Below are 15,905 nucleotides of genomic sequence, written 5' to 3'. Positions count from 1 at the left end.
CCGGCATCACGGCCTTCATCTGCGGGAATTACCGTCCAATCCCGTGTACTTGGCAGAAATGAGGCCGTCGACCACCGGCCAGAAGGCCCTCACGAAGGCGTTGCCCGACGAGACGCCCGCGCAGTGGCACCGCGTCCTGACCCTGCTCGCCGACATCAGCCTCTTCATCGGTACGCGTCCGATGTGGACGGCGGCCGCGAGCCACCGGCTCGCCGTCGCGGCGGTGATCTCGGTCTGCTACGCCTCGATCCTGGTGACGGGCGTCCTGACGCTGACCGTGCGCCGGGCCCGCTCGCTGGCCCGCCTCGACCTCGTGATCCTGGTGACGGCCGTGACGCTCGCGATGTGCGGGTTCGCCATGTACCACGGCGGCGGTGACGAGTCGGTCCTCACCGCGCAGGCCGCCCGTGAGTTCGTCGCCGGGCACCAGGTCTACGACCAGCCGTGGCCCTGGCTCTTCGGGCAGCACGGGGTCGCCCTCACCCCGACGATGACCGGCGGCTACGACTACACGTACGGCTATCCGCCGCTTCCCCTGCTGCTCACCGCGCCGCTGCTGTGGGTCGGGCACGGGGCCGCTCCCGCGGTCCTGGCCGCCACCGGAGCCCTGATCGTGGGCACGATCGTGATGTGGCGGATGCTGCCGACGCAGTGGCGGTCCGCGGCCACGCTGGTCTGCCTCGGCCTCGGCCTGCTGACCGCGTACGCCCGGCTCGGCTATCCGGCGATCATCGCCTGCGCCTTCCTCATCCCGGTGGTGGTGGGCTGGCCGCGGATGGGCTACGGCGGATGGAGCGACTGGGCGCGGGCGGCATGCCTGGGCGCGGCCTGCGCCTCGCAGCAGCTGCCGTGGTTCCTCACGCCGTTCCTGCTGGCCGGGGTCTACGCCCTGCGCCGCGGCGACCTCGGAGCGCGCGCGGCGGCGGCCGCCGTGGGCCGGATCGTGGGGGTGGCCGCCCTGACCTGGCTGCTGATCAACGCGTACTTCATCGTGAGCGAGCCGCGCAGCTGGTTCTCCGGGATCGCACTCCCGCTCACCCAGAAGGCGAACCTGCACGGGCAGGGCCTGGTCGGCATCTCGCTGTACTTCACCGACGGCAGCGACCGGCTGTCCTGGTACTCGCACGCGAGCATGCTGCTGGCCGCGGGGCTGCTCGGGCTCTTCGTGCTGTTCGTGCGGCGGCTGGGACCGGCCGCGGTGGTCCTGCCGTGGTGCGCGTTCTTCCTGGCGACGCGTTCGCAGGACGGCTACTACCTGATGATGACGCCGCTCTGGCTGGCCGCTGCCGTGACCGCCCCGCCGTCGGCCTTCACCACGGCGTGGCAGCCCCGGCCCGCCTTCCTGCGCGGCCCGCACCGGCAGCGGGCGCGCATCGCCGCAGGCGTGCTGCTGATCGTCCCCGCCCTGGTCGCGTCGACCCTGGCGGTGACGGGCTCGCCGCCCCTGAGGATGCGGCTGGTCGGCGAGACCCGGACCACCAGCGCCAAGACCGTGACCGCGCTCACCGTCCGCGTCACCAACCTCGGCGACACGGCCCTCACCCCGCACTTCACCCTGACCACGGGCCAGGGCATGGGCCGCTACTGGTCCATCAAGTCCGGCCCCGCCACACTCGGCCGGCACGCCTCGGCCAGCTACGAGCTCCTGCCGCCCTCCGGCAGGTTCACCCTCCCCCGCGCCGGAGTGCGCCTCCGGCTGCGGGCCGTCTCGGCCACGCCGATGACACTCTCCAGCACGGATCTGCACCTGAAGGCCCCGGCAAGCACCCGCTAGGCCCCCCTGACGTACGCCGCCGGTCGCGGTTCCCCGCGGCCGGCGGTAGACGTCAGGAGGATGATCCGGAAGCGGCGTACTGCGTTCTCAGTAGTCGGAAATGTCGGCACCTGCACGACGACGGGAGGGGTCTGCCACGGGGAACCTGATGGGGTTCCCGAGATCGGACGAGTGGAGACCTCAGCCCGTGGCTACTTTCCTTTATCGACTGGGCCGTACGGCCTTCCGGCGGCGCTGGTACGTCGCCCTGATCTGGGTGGCGGTCCTGGCCGCGGTCGGTCTCGGCGCTGCCAAGGCTCCCGCCGCGCCTGATCCGGACAACTCCATGCCGGGGATCGAGTCCCAGAAGGCCTTCGACCTCATGGAGCAGCGCTTCCCCGGGGCGAAGGCCGACGGGGCGAGCGCCCGGATCGTGTTCGTGGCCCCCGACGGCCAGAAGATCACCGCCGCCGAGAACAAGAAGACCATCACCAAGCTGGTGGACGAGGCGGCCGACGGCGCGCAGGTCGCGAGCGCGGTCAGCCCCTTCCAGGCGAAGGCCGTCAGCAAGGACGCGACGACGGCGTACGCGACCGTCACCTACAAGGTGAAGGCCGACGACCTCACCGACGCCAGCAAAAACCACCTGAAGGACGCGATAGCGCAGGCCAAGAAGTCCGGCCTGACGGTCGAGGTCGGCGGCACCGCGCTGGCGACCCAGCCCTCCGCGGGCGGAGCGGCCGAGGGCATCGGTATCGCCATCGCCGCGCTCGTCCTGATCATCACCTTCGGCTCGCTGACGGCCGCCGGACTGCCGCTGCTCACCGCGATCATCGGCGTGGGCGTCTCGATGGCCGCGATCATGGCCCTGTCCAGCGCGTTCGGCCTCTCCTCGACCACCGGCACGCTCGCCACCATGCTCGGCCTCGCCTGCGGCATCGACTACGCCGTCTTCATCGTCTCCCGCTACCGCGAGGAACGCGCCAAGGGCCACACCCCGCAGCAAGCCGCCGGCCTCGCCACCGGAACCGCCGGATCCGCAGTCGTCTTCGCCGGCCTCACCGTCGTCATCGCCCTCGCCGGACTCTCCGTCGTCGGCATCCCCCTGCTGACCAAAATGGGACTCGCCGCCGCCGGAGCCGTCATCATCGGCGTCCTCATCGCCCTGACCCTGGTCCCCGCCCTCCTCGGCTTCTGGCCCAACGCCGTCCTCTCCCGCCGCTCCCGCAAGCGCGGCCGGCTCAAGGAAGACAGCGAGAACAACGGCGGCAGCCGCTGGGCCCGCTTCGTCCTGCGCCGCCCCCTGCCCGTGCTCCTGCTGTCCGTCGTGGGCCTGGGAACGCTCGCCGTGCCCGTCATGGACCTCCAGCTCGGTACGACCGGAGACGAGGCCAAGCCCACCTCCACCACCGAGCGCCGCGCCTACGACGACCTCGCCCACGGCTTCGGCCCCGGCTTCAACGGCCCCCTGACCATCGTCGTCGACGCCAAGGGCGCCGCGAACCCCAAGGCCGCGGTCACCACCATCGAGAAGAAGATCAAGGCCACGGACGGGGTGGTGTCCGTCTCCCCCGCCCGCTTCAACACCACGGGCGACACCGCGGTCTTCTCCGCCGTCCCCTCCACCGCACCCACCGACACGAAGACCCAGGACCTCGTCAAAACCATCCGCAACGAGCGCCCCGCCACCGAGGCCTCGACCGACGGCGCGAGCTTCGAGGTCACCGGCACCACCGCCCTGAACATCGACATGGCGGAGAAGACCCAGAAGGCCCTGATCCCCTATCTGATCGTGGTGGTCGGCCTGGCCATCCTGCTCCTCATGGTGGTCTTCCGCTCGATCCTGGTCCCCATCAAGGCAGCCGTCGGCTTCCTCCTGTCGGTGCTCGCCGCACTCGGCTCCGTCGTCGCCGTCTTCCAGTGGGGCTGGCTCGCCTCACTCCTCGGCGTGGAGACCACCGGCCCGATCATGAGCCTGATGCCGATCTTCCTCGTGGGCATCGTCTTCGGCCTCGCCATGGACTACGAGGTCTTCCTCGTCGCCCGCATGCGCGAGGCCTACGTCCACGGCGACAGCCCGCATGAGGCCATCCAGAGCGGCTTCCGCCACAGCGCCCGCGTCGTCGTCGCCGCCGCACTGATCATGATGGCCGTGTTCTCCGGCTTCATCGGCGCCGGCGAATCCATGATCAAGATGATCGGCTTCGGCCTCGCCATCGCCGTCCTGTTCGACGCCTTCGTCATCCGCATGGCCTTCGTACCAGCCGTCCTGGCCCTGCTCGGCAAGGCCGCCTGGTGGATGCCGCGCCGGCTGGACCGGATCCTGCCCAAGGTCGACGTGGAAGGCGAGGGTCTCGTCCACCAGTCCGCCGTCGCCCCGGCACACGACGACCCGGCCACACAGGAACCGGCCCGCGTCTGACCAACCCCGCCACGCCGGAGGGCCGCCCGCACCGAACACGGGCGGTCCTCCGGGCCGGCTGTCCTGGCCCGGCGGAGGCGGTCGTACACAAGGGGCCCCCTCGAAGGCCGAGAGACAGCCCGCGCCTACCTGCCCTGGTCGGTGAACGTCACACCAGACGCCTGATCTCTCCGCGCACCCGGTAGAAGCCACCCGTCGAGGAGTGCAGCGCGTCCACGACATAGCGGGCGCCCGGCTGGCGTATCGCACGCGGGAACTGGACGTTCCAACTCGGCTCATAGCCCTCGGAGACCACGTGCACGCGCACTCGGCCTCCTTCCTGAGTGCACTCCACGACAACCCCGTTCCCCGGCGCGGGGACGGCGCTGACCGTGGCGACGGAGGCGGCGGTGGTCAGCGGTGCGTACGTCGGCAGGGCGGCCGCCAGTTTGATGTCCGCGGCGACCGGGACGGTGCCCGACTGGGCGGCGTTGATCGCGGCCTCGCTGGCGTCGATGCAGGCGAGCGAGCCGTCTGTCGAGACGATGTACAGCCTGTCGTCGTGGTACTGCATGGACAGCGCCGAGCCGCCGCCCGTGCCGAGCTTCCACAGCCGGGAGCCGTCGGCGGTGAAGCAGTAGACCGAGGAAGCGGAGTCGCCCGCGAAGACGTACCGCCCGCCGGGGGACGTGGCACACGAGTACACCGCGGCATCGCACGCGTACGAGGCCTCGATCCGCCCGTCGGACTTGGCGAGCCGCTGGACGACCCGCCGCCCCGTCCCGGCGTAGACGGCGTTCTCCTCCTGCCATCCGAAGAGCACATTGCCGTTGGTCGCGGTGTGCCAGAGCTGGCTGGTGCCGTCCGCCGCGTACGCCGTCACGCCGCGGCTGTGCCCGTGGTACACGGCGTGGTCGTCGGCCCGCACCATCCACGCGTTGTCCCCGGACGAGTTGCGCGACCACTGGAGCTCGTCCTCGTGGTCGATGACCGTCAGACCGCCGTTGCGGTCGGAGACGTTCAGCACGCCCGCGTGAATGTCCAGCCAGAAGATGTCCACCTCGGCCGCTATCTCGTAGGCCGCGAACGGCACCTTCGAGGAGAGGTCGTACACCCGGCCGTCGTCACAGCCCGCGTAGATCCAGAAGTCGTCCGCCACCAGGCACTTCACACCGTCCGGCAGGGAGTAGTGAGCCAACACCTCGCCGTCGTGGCTCAGGTTGTAGACGCTGCCGTGCTGGTTGCCCACCCAGCAGCGGTCCTCGTCGACATGGATGCCGAACGCCGAGGCGCCCGTACGGAACCGCCACAGCACCGGCGCCGTCGCCCGCGCCGTGGACGGGGCGGACGTCACCTGACGGCGCGTCACGGCCCGGGCCGCGCGCTGCCCCTGAACGGCGGGCGCGTACCCCTTGCGCACCTTCTCCGCTATCTTCTTCGCCGCCGCCGCGTTCGCCTTCTCGACGGTCGGAAACGCCGAGGTCTGACGCTGCCCGTCCACACCGATCCGTCCGTACCGCACGGAGACGGTGGTTCCCTCGACGGTCACCTCGTAGAACTTGTGGGCACCGCCGCTCTCCTGGGACAGCTCCAGATACGTCGTGTTCCCCGACTGTCGTGCCTGCGCAGCGGACACAGCACACCCCTCCCCAAAGGCCCGGTCGGCCGCTCCGGCCGTCTTCCAGTGACTCCAAACTAGTGGTCACCACTGACAACGACGCGTCGGGTCAGGACCGTTGCGCAAGGACCTTCGGGTCAGGAGTCCGCCTTCACCGGCTCCAGAATCGCCACGCACTCCACATGATGCGTCATCGGAAACAGATCGAACGCCCGCAGCGTCCGCACCTTGTACCCACCGTCACGGAAGTACCCGAGGTCGCGGGCGAGGGCCGCCGGGTCGCAGGCGACGTAGGCGATGCGGCGGGCGCCCAGGGAGGAGAGGTGCTCGACCGTCTTCTTGCCGGCGCCGGCGCGAGGCGGGTCGAGGACGATGAGGTCGACCTCGGTGATGCCGGTACGCGGGAGGACCGACTCGACCTTGCCCTGTTCGATGCGGACCCGGTCGAAGGCGGTGAGGTTGTGCCGGGCGTCCTCGACCGCGCGCTTGCCGGACTCGATGCCGAGGACCGCACCCTTGTCGCCGAGGCGGTCCGCGAGGGCGCCCGCGAAGAGGCCGACGCCGCAGTACAGGTCGAGCGCCATCTCGCCCTTGCGCGGCATCAGGCCCTGCATGACGGCCTTGACCAGGGTGTCGGCCGCCATCGGGTGAACCTGCCAGAAGCCGCCGCTGCCGACACGGTACGTACGGCCGTCGGCCCGCTCGCGCACGAACGCGCGGCCGTGGACGCGGTGGATGCCGCCGTCGTGCTCCTCGACGCGCATCACGGAGACGGGCTTGTCGAGTTCCACGAGGGGCAGGCGGGCGCCGGGGCGGGGCTCCAGGATGACCATGCGGTCCTGGGAGCCGGTCGCGGCGATCGCGTCGACCGAGGCCATGCCGGACCAGTCGCGCTCCTCGATGCCGAGTTCGCTCACGCCCGGCGCCGCGATCATGCAGTGCTCGATCGGCTCGACCTCGTGCGAGCGGTGGCGGCGCAGTCCGGCGTTGCCGTCGGCGTCGACGGCGTACTGGACGCGCGTACGCCAGGCCGGAACCTCGCCGGCGGGCAGCTTGTCGCCCTCGGCGGGCATCACCGTGCCGTCCCAGCCCGCCTCCTCGGGCGTGAGGCCCGCGAGCCGCTGCAGCTGCTCGGCGATGACCTCCCCCTTGAGGCGGCGCTGCGCGCCCGGCTTGGCGTGCTGCCAGTCGCAGCCGCCGCAGCGGCCGGGGCCGGCGTAGGGGCAGGGGGCCTCGACGCGGTCCTTGGACGCCGAGAGGATCGTCACCGCGTCCGCGCGCAGGAAGCGCGCGCCCTCCTCGCCCTCCGTGACACGCGCGACGACGCGCTCGCCGGGCAGGGCGTGCCGGACGAAGAGGACCTGGCCCTCGGCCGTACGGGCGATGCAGTGCCCGCCATGGGCCACGGGGCCGATCTCGACCTCGTACTCCTCCCCCACCAGCGATTTCTTCGGTTCTGCCTGCATGGCGGGGTGACTCCAGATGCGAAAGGGGATGAGGAAGGGGTCGCGGAACCGCGAACGGCCGGACAACAGCCCACCAGTCTACGTGGACGTTGCCCGGCCGCTCACCACAAAGCCGTCAGCCCCTGCGGTCGCGAGGCCGTCATCCCTTGGTGTTCGAGGACTCCTTCGGGCGCTCCTCCGCCGGACCCCGGCGCACCGCACCCGGCGCGTTCCACTCCTGCCGCTTGCGGGCCCGGTTCCTCGCGACCTCCGAGGACTCCAGCTGGTAGGGCACGGAGGTGACCATCACACCGGGCGTGAACAGCAGCCGGCCCTTGAGCCGCAGCGCGCTCTGGTTGTGCAGCAGATGCTCGTACCAGTGGCCGACCACGTACTCGGGGATGATGACCGAGACCGCGTCGCGCGGGGACTCCCGGCGCAGGCCCTTCACGTACTCGATGACGGGCCGGGTGATCTCGCGGTACGGCGAGTCGAGGACCTTCAGCGGTACGTCGATGCCGCGCCGCTCCCACTCCTCGCGCAGGGCCTTGGTCTCGGCCGGGTCGACGTTGACGCTGAGCGCTTCGAGGGTGTCGGAGCGCATCAGCTTGGCGTAGGCGAGGGCACGCAGGGTCGGGCGGTGGATCTTGGAGATCAAGACCACCGAGTGGACGCGCGAGGGGCGGACGCTGTCGTCGGAGGGGCCCTCCGGGGCGGCGATCTCCTCGGCGACGCGGTCGTAGTGCTTACGGATCGCGCTCATCGTCGCGTAGAAGATCACCATGCCGAGCAGGGCGACCCAGGCACCGTGCGTGAACTTGGTGACGAGGACGACGACCAGCACCAGGCCGGTGAAGAAGGCGCCGAAGGCGTTGATCGCGCGGGAGCGGATCATGTGGCTGCGCTTGGCCGGGTCCTTCTCGGTACGCAGGTGGCGGTTCCAGTGCCGGACCATGCCGGTCTGGCTGAGCGTGAAGGAGACGAAGACGCCGACGATGTAGAGCTGGATCAGCCGGGTCGAGTCGGCGCCGTAGATGACGACCAGGAGTGTGGCGGCGCCCGCGAGCAGGACGATGCCGTTCGAGAAGGCGAGGCGGTCGCCGCGGGTGTGCAGCTGGCGCGGCAGATAGCGGTCCTGGGCGAGGATCGAGCCGAGCAGCGGGAAGCCGTTGTACGCGGTGTTGGCCGCGAGGAACAGGACCAGCGCGGTGGCGGCAGCGAGCACGATGAACAGGAAGCTGCCCTTGCCGAAGACCGCCTCGGCGACCTGCGAGATCACCGGGTTCTGCACGTAGCCGGAGCCGATCGGGACGCCGTTGTGGATCAGGTCCGTGGCCGGATTCTCGGCCATCCGGACCTTGGTCGACATGGCCAGGGCGATGATGCCGCAGAACATGGTGACGGCGAGCAGGCCCATCGCCGCGAGAGTGGTCGCGGCGTTCTTCGACTTGGGCTTGCGGAAGGCGGGGACACCGTTGGAGATCGCCTCGACGCCGGTGAGCGCCGCACAGCCGGAGGAGAAGGCGCGCAGCAGCAGGAAGACGAGCGCGAAGCCCGCGAGCCCCTGGTGCTCGGCCTTGATGTGGTAGTCGGCGGTCGGCGCGCGCATGGTGTCGTTCAGCACGAGCCCGCGGAAGGCGCCCCACGCGATCATGATGAAGACGCCCGCGACGAAGACGTACGTCGGAATCGCGAAGAGCTTTCCGGACTCCTTGACTCCGCGCAGGTTCATCAGCGTGAGGAGCACGATGACGACGACGGCGCACAGCACCTTGTGCTCGACCACGAAGGGGATGGCGGAGCCGAGGTTCTCGATGCCGGACGAGATCGACACGGCGACGGTGAGGACGTAGTCGACGAGCAGCGCGCTGGCGACGGTGAGGCCGGCCCTGGGGCCGAGGTTGGTGTTGGCCACCTCGTAGTCGCCGCCACCACTGGGGTAGGCGTGCACGTTCTGCCGGTAGGAAGCCACCACCGTGAACATCAGCACGACGACCGCGAGCGCGATCCAGGGGCTGAAGTGGTAGGCCGACACGCCCGCGATGGAGAGGACCAGAAGCACTTCCCCGGGTGCGTAGGCCACGGAGGAGAGCGGGTCGGATGCGAAGACGGGGAGTGCGATGCGCTTCGGCAGCAGGGTTTCCCCGAGCCGGTCACTGCGCAATGCGCGCCCGATCAAGATCCGTTTGGGCACGTCGGTCAGTTTGGACACGCAGAGGATCGTAAGCGTTCGAACGGGGGGTCGCCCACCCGCCGCTCGACATCTGCTCTCCGAGTGAAAACGGGGAGGGGCCCCGTTGCGGATTCAGCGGCCTCGTACATCCGCATGCCTATATGACAAAGCCCCTGTTTATCCCACTATGGAGGTTCCATGCACGTGACCGCTGAGCTCATCGGCGCCACCGCAGGACTCGTCGGCCTCGGAATCCTGACTCTCTTCAGCGTGCGGAGCTTCAATCGCCACTGATCCCCGAGAACGCACAGGCGAATGTGCACAGGGGTGCCCGTGATCGACCGCGCGTGTGTAGCTTGGGCGGCGGTCTGAGACCCTGTTTAGCCTGAGCCGTAACCATTTACATTCGGAAGGACGGTCGTGCACATCGTCATCATGGGCTGCGGAAGAGTGGGTTCCGCTCTGGCCCAGACCCTGGAGCAACAGGGGCACACGGTCGCTGTGATCGATCAGGACCCCACCGCCTTCCGACGACTGGGCTCCGGCTTCGGCGGCCGTCGTGTCACCGGAGTCGGCTTCGACCAGGACACCCTGCGCGAAGCGGGCATCGAGGAGGCCGGCGCCTTCGCCGCCGTCTCCAGCGGTGACAACTCGAACATCATCGCCGCCCGGGTGGCCCGCGAGATGTTCGGCATCGAGAACGTCGCGGCGCGCATCTACGACCCGCGCCGCGCCGAGGTCTACCAGCGCCTGGGCATCCCGACCGTCGCCACCGTCCGCTGGACGGCCGACCAGATGCTGCGGCGGCTGCTCCCTTCGGGTGCCGAACCGCTGTGGCGCGACCCCACCGGCGGGGTGCAGCTCGCCGAGGTGCACGCCTCCGCCGCCTGGGTCGGCCACAAGATCAGCCGCCTCCAGGACGAGACCGGGGTGCGTGTGGCCTTCCTCACGCGGCTGGGCGAGGCGATCCTGCCCACCTCTCAGACGGTGCTGCAGGAGGGCGACCTGGTGCACGTGATGATGCGCACGGACGACGTCGAGAAGGTCGAGGCGTCGTTCGCCGAGGGCCCCGAAGAGGAGAGCGGTCACTGATGAGGGTCGCCATTGCCGGTGCCGGTGCCGTCGGTCGCTCCATCGCGGGCGAGCTCCTGGAGAACGGGCACGAGATTCTGCTGATCGACAAGGCGCCGACGGCCATCTCGGTCGAGCGCGTCCCGCAGGCGGAGTGGCTGCTCGCCGACGCCTGCGAGATCACCTCGCTGGACGAGGCGGCGCTGCAGCGCTGCAACGTGGTCATCGCGGCCACCGGTGACGACAAGGTCAACCTGGTCGTCTCCCTGCTCGCGAAGACCGAGTACGGCGTCCCGCGCGTGGTCGCCCGTGTGAACAACCCGAAGAACGAGTGGCTGTTCAACGAGGCCTGGGGCGTGGACGTGGCGGTCTCCACCCCGCGTCTGATGTCGGCCCTGGTCGAGGAGGCCGTGAGCGTCGGCGACCTGGTCCGGCTGCTGCGCTTCAGCCACGGCGACGCGAACCTGGTCGAGCTGACCCTCCCGCCGGAGTCGGCCCTGGCCGGCACGCAGGTCGGCGACGTGGAGTGGCCCGAGGACACCTCCCTGGTCACGATCATCCGCGGCACCCGCGTCCTCACGCCCTCCCAGGAGGACTCCCTGGAGGCGGGCGACGAACTCCTCTTCGTCGCCGCCCAGGCCCGCGAGGAACAGCTCGAGGACCTGCTCTCGGTCCGCCGCGACGACGCGACGAGCTAGGGCCTGTCCGGCGGATCATGCCGCAGACGCGGGGCTCGGCACGCACATCTGCGGCGTTGTCGTCGGCTCCGACTGCTCCGATACGACGTCGGGGGCGCCCGGAGATCTCCGGGCGCCCCCGACGTCGTACGGGGAACTACGTGGTGCGGGGAACTACGTCGTACGGAAAACCGCTACGCGTCGCGGCGGTGACGGCCGGCCGTGGCCTCGTCACCGGACTCGTTCCCGACGGCGGCCTTGCGCTCCTTCTCGGCCTGCTCCTCCGCCTCCATCTCGGCGAACACGTCGATGGGGGCGGGGGCCTTGGCCAGGAACACCCAGGTCAGCCAGACGGCGAGGAGGAAGGGCGGGATCTTCAGCGCGATCAGGACCCAGCCCAGTTGCGCGGTGTTGGCCCACCAGTAGAGCGGGAAGAGGATCGCGCACTTGGCGAGCAGGATCAGGCCCCAGGCCCAACTGGCCTTCGCGTACGCCTTCTTGCGGCCGGGATTCCGGGTGCGCCAGGAGAGGTTCTCCTTGAACACCGGGCCGAGGATCAGACCGATCAGAGGCACGCCCGCGAGGGTCGTGACGATGTAGGCGACGGCCAGGCCCAGCGTGTAGATCATGCCCGGCAGATAGAAGTCCTTGGCGTTGCCCGTCATCATCGCGAAGACCACGCCGAAGGCGACGCCGAAGACGCCACTGAAGGCGTGCTTGACGGTGTCCCGCATCGCGAGGCGGACCACGACCAGCAGCAGGGACACCCCGAGGGCGGCGATCGCCGACCAGTGCAGGTTCTTGTTGATCGTGAAGATGGTGACGAAGAGCAGGCCGGGCACCACCGTCTCGACCATGCCCCGCACGCCGCCGAACGCCTCGAAGAGTGCGGCCTCGGTCACCGCCCGCGCATCCTGCTGGGCGTCCTGGGCGTCTTCGGTCGGCTTGTCGAGCGACGTCACCGGCTACTCCCGTCCGAGGGGTCTGAGTTCGTACTTCGGATTGAAAAGCACCCTACGGCCCCGGCTCATCGAAATCCGGCCCGAGGCGATCAACTTGCGTCCCGGCTCTATGCCCACGATGGAGCGTCTGCCTAGCCAGACCACGTCCAGGGCGGCCGAACCGTCGAACAGCTCGGCCTCCAGGGCCGGGACTCCGGCCCGCGGGCGCAGAGTGACCGTGCGCAAGGTACCAGTAACCGTGACGATCTGTCGGTCGTGGCAGTCACCGATCCGCGTACAGCCCGCGGTCTCGGAGTCCTCACGCAGTTCCTCGGACTCCAGGTCCTCCTGGGACGAGGAAAGCCGGTCGATCATGCGCCGGAACCGGCCTGCCGGCTTTTCGGAACGAGGAACAGCACTCATACCGAAAGCGTACCGGGGAGCACTGACGTCGGTTGAACGCGTGCGCCCACCCGTGCCCTTTCGCGCACCCGTGCCCTTCCTGCATCCCTACCCGCTCTGTACCCCTTCCCGCGGGGACTACTTCTCGAACCGGTATCCCATCCCCGGCTCCGTGATGAAGTGCCGAGGATGCGAGGGGTCCACCTCCAGCTTGCGGCGCAGCTGCGCCATGTAGACCCGCAGATAGTTCGTCTCGGTGCCGTACGACGGTCCCCACACCTCCTGGAGCAGCTGCTTCTGGCTGACCAGGCGGCCGGTGTTGCGCACCAGCACCTCCAGCAGATGCCACTCCGTGGGGGTGAGCCGTACGTCCCGCCCCTCCCGGTTGACCTTCTTGGCGGCCAGGTCGACGGTGAAGTCCTCGGTGTCGACGACGACGTCGTCCTCGCCGCCCCCGGTCGGCTCCGCGCGGCGCACCGCGGCGCGCAGCCGGGCCAGCAGTTCGTCCATGCCGAAGGGCTTGGTGACGTAGTCGTCGGCGCCCGCGTCGAGCGCCTCGACCTTCTCGTCCGAGGAGTGCCGGGCCGAGAGCACCAGGATCGGCACCCGGGTCCAGCCGCGCAGCCCCTTGATCACCTCTACGCCGTCCATGTCGGGCAGCCCGAGGTCGAGAACGACGACATCGGGATGGCGGGCGGCGGCGAGCTGGAGCGCACCGGCGCCGTCGGCGGCCGCGTCGACCTCGTAGTGCCGTGCCTTCAGGTTGATCACGAGGGCACGTACGATCTGCGGCTCGTCGTCGACCACGAGCACCCTGGTCATGAAGCCTGCCTTTCTGCTGTTGCCGTGGCCAGGTCGGGCAGTCTGTCCACCGCCCGGACCGTGAGCACCATGGTGAGTCCGCCGCCAGGCGTGTCCTCGGCGTTCAGTGTGCCGCCCATCGCCTCGGCGAAGCCGCGGGCGACCGCGAGGCCGAGGCCGACGCCCGCGCCGCGGGGAGCGTCGCCGTAGCGCTGGAAGGGCGCGAAGATGCGGTCCTTGGCCTCGTCGGGGACTCCCGGGCCGCGGTCCACCACCCGCACCTCCACCCGGTTCGCCATGGCGCTCGCGGACACCAGGACCGGTTCGTCGATGGGGCTGTACTTGACGGCGTTCTCGACGAGGTTGGCGACCGCGCGTTCCAGCAGGCCGGGGTCGACGGCGACCATGGGCAGCGTCTCGGGGATGTCCAGCTCGGCGCTGCCCTCGGGTACGCCGCCCAGCGCCATCGGGACCACCTCGTCGAGGTCGATCTCGCGGATCAGCGGGGTGACCGTGCCGGTCTGCAGACGGGACATGTCGAGCAGGTTGCCCACGAGGTGGTCGAGCCGGTCGGCGCCCTCCTCGATCGCCTCCAAGAGCTCCGCCTGGTCTTCCTCCGACCAGGCCACGTCGTCGGAGCGCAGCGAGGTGACCGCGGCCTTGATCGCGGCCAGCGGGGTCCGCAGGTCGTGGCTCACGGCGGCGAGCAGCGCGGTGCGGATGCGGTTGCCCTCGGCCAGCTCCTTGGCCTGATCGGCCTCGTGCTGGAGGCGCTGGCGGTCCAGGACGACCGCGGCCTGGGCGGCGAAGGCGGCGAGCACCCGGCGGTCGGAGGCGGGCAGGACACGTCCGGAGAGCGCGAGCGCCATGTGGTCGCCGACCGGCATGTCCACGTCCGCGTCCTCGGGCCGCTTCGGCGACCGGGGGCCCACGCTGCCCGCGCACGTCCACGGGTCGACGTCGCCGGCCCGCTCCAGCAGGGCGACCGACTCCATGCCGAAAGTCTCCCGGACCCGTTCCAGCAGGGCCTCAAGGCTGGTCTCGCCGCGCAGCACGCTGCCCGCGAGGAAGGAGAGGATCTCCGACTCGGCGCGCAGCCGGGCCGCCTGGTGCGTACGCCGGGCGGCGAGGTCCACGACGGAGGCCACAGAGACGGCGACCCCGACGAAGATCGCGATGGCGACGATGTTCTTGGGGTCGGCGATCGTCAGCCGGTGCAGCGGCGGCGTGTAGAAGTAGTTCAGCAGCAGCGATCCGAAGGCCGCCGAGGCGAGGGCCGGGAAGAGCCCGCCGAGCAGCGCCGCCGCGACCGTCACCGTCAGGAACAGCAGCATGTCGTTGGCGAGGCCGAGGTCGATGGTGTTCAGCAGCACAGCCAGCACCACCGGGCCGCCCACTCCGACCAGCCAGCCCCAGATGATCCGGGAGCGGCCGAGCCGCGCGCCCCGGGCGACCGGCAGTCCGCGCCCCTTGGCGACCTCGTCGTGGGTGACGATGTGGACGTCCAGGTCGGGGCCCGACTCCCGGGCGACGGTGGCGCCGACGCCGGGCCCGAAGACGTACTGCCAGGTCTTGCGGCGCGAGGAACCGAGCACGATCTGGGTGGCGTTCACCCCACGCGCGAAGTCGAGCAGCGCGACCGGTATGTCGTCCCCGACGACGTGGTGGAAGGTGCCGCCCAGGTCCTCCACCAGCGTGCGCTGGACCGCCAGTTCCTTGGGCGAGGCGGAGGTCAGTCCGTCGCTGCGGGCTATGTAGACGGCCATGACCTCGCCGCCCGCGCCCTTCTCCGCGAGCCGCGCGGCCCGGCGGATCAGTGTGCGGCCCTCCGGACCGCCGGTGAGACCGACGACGATCCGCTCCCGCGAACCCCAGATCTTCGAGACCCGGTGCTCACTGCGGTACTCGGTCAGGTACTCGTCGACCCGGTCGGCCACCCACAGCAGCGCCAGCTCACGCAGCGCGGTCAGATTGCCGGGCCGGAAGTAGTTGGACAGGGCCGCGTCGACCTTGTCGGACTTGTAGATGTTGCCGTGCGCCATACGCCGGCGCAGCGCCTGCGGCGACATGTCGACCAGCTCGATCTGGTCCGCCCGCCGTACGACCTCGTCCGGGACGGTCTCGCGCTGCCGTACGCCCGTGATGGACTCCACGACGTCGCCCAGTGACTCCAGGTGCTGGATGTTGACGGTGGAGACGACGTCGATGCCGGCGGCGAGCAGCTCTTCCACGTCCTGCCAGCGCTTGGCGTTGCGGGAGCCGGGGACATTGGTGTGCGCGAGTTCGTCCACCAGGGCGACGGCCGGGGCGCGCAGCAGTACGGCGTCCACGTCCATCTCGGTGAAGGCGGAGCCGCGGTAGTCGAGATGCTTGCGCGGAATCTGCTCCAGGCCGTGCAGCATCACCTCGGTGCGCGGCCGGTTGTGGTGCTCCACGAAGGCGACGACGCAGTCGGTGCCCCGCTCGACCCGGCGGTGCGCCTCGGAGAGCATCGCGTACGTCTTGCCGACGCCCGGTGCCGCACCGAGGTAGATCCGAAGCTTGCCGCGTCCCATGGCCCCATTGTCTTCCTGTCACCGCTGTATACGCAGCGTCGACCTTACGGCCAACAATCTCGACAAAT

Annotated in this window: 11 protein-coding genes; 4 read left to right on the top strand and 7 right to left on the bottom strand. The window is 70.0% G+C overall.

Features of this window, described 5'->3' with window-relative positions:
* Nucleotides 1–58 precede the first annotated feature (58 nt).
* Both ACZ69M_RS40255 and ACZ69M_RS40250 read left to right on the top strand, forming a co-directional pair.
* Nucleotides 59–1,774 (top strand): hypothetical protein, encoded by a 1,716-nt coding sequence (locus tag ACZ69M_RS40255; RefSeq protein WP_470057935.1) that lies wholly within the window; start codon nt 59–61, stop codon nt 1,772–1,774.
* Nucleotides 1,775–1,961: 187 nt separating this feature from the next.
* A complete protein-coding gene (locus tag ACZ69M_RS40250) occupies nt 1,962–4,175 on the top strand; it encodes an MMPL family transporter (RefSeq protein ID WP_470057898.1) in 2,214 nt (737 codons plus the stop codon).
* 148 nt (nt 4,176–4,323) lie between these two features.
* Here the strand turns inward: ACZ69M_RS40250 and ACZ69M_RS40245 are convergent, their stop codons facing one another.
* The 3 genes from ACZ69M_RS40245 to ACZ69M_RS40235 all read right to left on the bottom strand — a co-directional run bounded on the left by ACZ69M_RS40245 (nt 4,324) and on the right by ACZ69M_RS40235 (nt 9,429).
* Nucleotides 4,324–5,790 carry a WGR domain-containing protein gene (locus tag ACZ69M_RS40245; RefSeq protein ID WP_470057896.1) on the bottom strand — a complete coding sequence of 489 codons (1,467 nt, stop codon included), beginning with the start codon at nt 5,788–5,790 and terminating at the stop codon, nt 4,324–4,326.
* 119 nt (nt 5,791–5,909) lie between these two features.
* Entirely contained in the window at nt 5,910–7,238 is a 1,329-nt protein-coding gene (locus tag ACZ69M_RS40240; protein WP_470057894.1) for a class I SAM-dependent RNA methyltransferase, read from the bottom strand.
* A gap of 139 nt (nt 7,239–7,377) precedes the next feature.
* On the bottom strand, nt 7,378–9,429 hold the full coding sequence (locus ACZ69M_RS40235) for an APC family permease (protein WP_097286546.1): 2,052 nt from the start codon (nt 9,427–9,429) through the stop codon (nt 7,378–7,380).
* Between the two features lie 381 nt (nt 9,430–9,810).
* Here ACZ69M_RS40235 and ACZ69M_RS40230 point away from each other — a divergent pair, with 381 nt between their 5' ends.
* Both ACZ69M_RS40230 and ACZ69M_RS40225 read left to right on the top strand, forming a co-directional pair.
* Nucleotides 9,811–10,482 (top strand): potassium channel family protein, encoded by a 672-nt coding sequence (locus tag ACZ69M_RS40230; RefSeq protein WP_054237133.1) that lies wholly within the window; start codon nt 9,811–9,813, stop codon nt 10,480–10,482.
* The gene (locus ACZ69M_RS40225) at nt 10,482–11,159 is read left to right on the top strand and encodes a potassium channel family protein (RefSeq protein WP_054237132.1); all 678 of its coding nucleotides are present in this window, start codon (nt 10,482–10,484) and stop codon (nt 11,157–11,159) included. The genes ACZ69M_RS40230 and ACZ69M_RS40225 overlap by 1 nt, the downstream gene beginning before the upstream one ends.
* Before the next feature lie 173 nt (nt 11,160–11,332).
* Here ACZ69M_RS40225 and ACZ69M_RS40220 read toward each other — a convergent pair whose 3' ends face one another.
* From ACZ69M_RS40220 to ACZ69M_RS40205, 4 genes are all read right to left on the bottom strand, one after another.
* Nucleotides 11,333–12,100, bottom strand: coding sequence for a DUF3159 domain-containing protein (locus ACZ69M_RS40220; protein WP_470057891.1), 768 nt, complete (start codon nt 12,098–12,100; stop codon nt 11,333–11,335).
* A gap of 3 nt (nt 12,101–12,103) precedes the next feature.
* On the bottom strand, nt 12,104–12,502 hold the full coding sequence (locus ACZ69M_RS40215; protein ID WP_079090087.1) for an OB-fold nucleic acid binding domain-containing protein: 399 nt from the start codon (nt 12,500–12,502) through the stop codon (nt 12,104–12,106).
* Between the two features lie 117 nt (nt 12,503–12,619).
* Complete coding sequence (locus ACZ69M_RS40210) at nt 12,620–13,303, bottom strand: response regulator (protein WP_054237129.1); 684 nt, start codon at nt 13,301–13,303, stop codon at nt 12,620–12,622.
* A complete protein-coding gene (locus tag ACZ69M_RS40205) occupies nt 13,300–15,837 on the bottom strand; it encodes a DUF4118 domain-containing protein (protein ID WP_470057889.1) in 2,538 nt (845 codons plus the stop codon). The genes ACZ69M_RS40210 and ACZ69M_RS40205 overlap by 4 nt, the downstream gene beginning before the upstream one ends.
* Nucleotides 15,838–15,905 lie beyond the last annotated feature (68 nt).

Source organism: Streptomyces sp. NPDC107454 (assembly GCF_055582885.1).
The sequence above is the reverse complement of the archived record's forward strand: the minus strand, read 5'-3'. Positions and strand labels throughout refer to the sequence as shown.